The sequence below is a fragment of the Dehalobacter sp. genome (assembly GCA_023667845.1).
Classification (GTDB): Bacteria; Bacillota; Desulfitobacteriia; order Desulfitobacteriales; family Syntrophobotulaceae; genus Dehalobacter.
Genome location: JAMPIU010000055.1, coordinates 1 through 1335, shown reverse-complemented (window position 1 = coordinate 1335; position 1335 = coordinate 1). Strand labels below are relative to the sequence as shown.

General features: G+C 42.2%; 2 protein-coding genes. Both read right to left on the bottom strand.

Annotated elements, in window-relative coordinates:
* On the bottom strand, positions 1–316 hold a 316-nt coding region (locus NC238_04745; GenBank protein ID MCM1565262.1), incomplete at its 3' end, for a hypothetical protein.
* A 225-nt stretch (positions 317–541) separates the two neighbouring features.
* On the bottom strand, positions 542–1335 hold a 794-nt coding region (locus NC238_04740), incomplete at its 5' end, for a sulfatase-like hydrolase/transferase (protein MCM1565261.1).

Sequence of the window (1335 nt, the reverse complement as noted above, 5' to 3'; positions counted from 1 at the left end):
GAATATTCTGCAGTTGTCCAAGCCATTGAAGGGGGACGAGCACGATGGCGGAATATGCGAAATAAACAAAACCGTACGGATAATAATCATAGAAAATGAAATTTTTCAGCGTCTGGGCAAGATTTTCTCCGGGTTTGATCATGTGAAAAACATAGGGCAGCGGTTCGGCTTCATCGGGATTAAAAACCTGCACCATGGCAATATTCGAAGAAGCTTTGGCGTTCGGCCAGGCGTAGAGGACAAACACGATTATGGCGAGCGTTAACAAAATAATAAAGTTACGTCTCTGCACTGCATCCCAGGTCTTTTCCTTCATGGCGCTTTGTTCCTGATCCTCATTTGATTTTGCACAATTGACTTTATCTCTAGTTTATCATTCTTATGAGGCGATGTTTTTGAAGGAAAATCTTGATTTCAGTCTTCACTGCTGGAAGGTCGATGCTCCACCCTGAAAGGTCCGTAAAACGGAAGTATCGCGCATAAAGGTTACGGACCGACAGAAAATGTTATGGATATCAACCGGTAACTTGCGCCTGCAAACCTACTTGATGCACCTGTCCATTTTCTCCGGTTCAAGCGTCCACTCAAATAGGGTTTCATATTTTGAATAGTAGCTCTTGTCTTCCAACAATGGATAGTTCAAGCCAAAAACATTTTGGAAGATCAATCGAAAACTGTTTACAGGTGAGATCGAGGAATAGTATCTGTCTTTGATCGAGTTTGGAACCAAATACGCATTCAGAATTGGCAGACGGTGTTCCATGATCGCACCATGATCACCTTGAAGAATGATGATGGGCGGGGTCTTCGAATTTTCCAGGATTTTTTGAACAGTATCCAGGATTTGCGTATTGACATATTGAAGTTGATTGAGATACCCATCAACAAAGAGTTCGTTGCTGATCGGCGTTACGAAGGCGCCGCTGAAATACCTTCGATCTTTGGTGTAACTTCCATCTGCGCGAAAGACAAATGGGGTGTGGGGCACGGTCAAATGTACAAAGGTAAATGTCGGCTCTAAATCGCCGGAGATCTTAATGAGGTTTTCGAACATAAACCGCTGTAATTGAACATGATTGGTGTAGGGAAAGGTTAACTGGTCAAAGATTTGATTAACGACAGGTATATGCGTGTCATAAATTATTTTAAAAATCGAACTTTTTAATAGCAGAACCTCGTAGGGATCGATACTCCCGAAAAAGGCGCTTGGTTTGACGGGTTCCAGGTAGAGGTCGGCGTTTTTTATTTGGGTAAAATCGTACCCTGTTTCGAAGGCAATCGTCTTATACCCCAGTGCTTTAAATTGCTGAAATACAACGGAATTCTTAATTAATT